The organism is Marinococcus halophilus, assembly GCF_002265875.1.
GTDB classification, from domain to species: Bacteria; Bacillota; Bacilli; order Bacillales; family Marinococcaceae; genus Marinococcus; species Marinococcus halophilus.
The window spans coordinates 1-419 of record NZ_NPFA01000058.1 but is presented as its reverse complement, the minus strand read 5'-3'; the positions used below and the strand labels follow the sequence as shown (position 1 = coordinate 419).

Annotated in this window: 1 protein-coding gene; it reads left to right on the top strand. The window is 56.8% G+C overall.

The genetic code is table 11. The features are described from left to right. Window positions 1–419, top strand: a 419-nt coding sequence (locus CHL76_RS16745) for a transposase (protein ID WP_143747490.1), incomplete at both ends; no start/stop codon positions are given.

Sequence of the window (419 nt, the reverse complement as noted above, 5' to 3'; positions counted from 1 at the left end):
TGATCGCCATCGATGATACCGTCGTTCCCAAATCGAAACCTTCGTCACAGGCGCACCACCCGATGGACGACGGCGGATACCATTTTGATCATCAGACCGGGACGACCGTTTACGGGCATCAATGGCTCACCATCATGGCAGGCACGAAAAAGCGCCTGTATCCCTATCATATCGAACGATATGAGAAAGAACACGGACCCAGTAAAATCGATCTGGCCCTTCAGCAGCTTCGCACTATCGACGTGGGCGATCGTCCCGTGTATGTGCTGGCTGACAGCTGGTACGCATCGGAAAAACTGATCCGTACCGTCCGGGACCGGGGCTGGCATTTTATCGGTGCCATTAAAAGCAACCGGGTGCTCGAGACGGACCCCATGCCGCTACCAGCCAGAGACTGGGCCCAACGGGCCCGGCAGGTG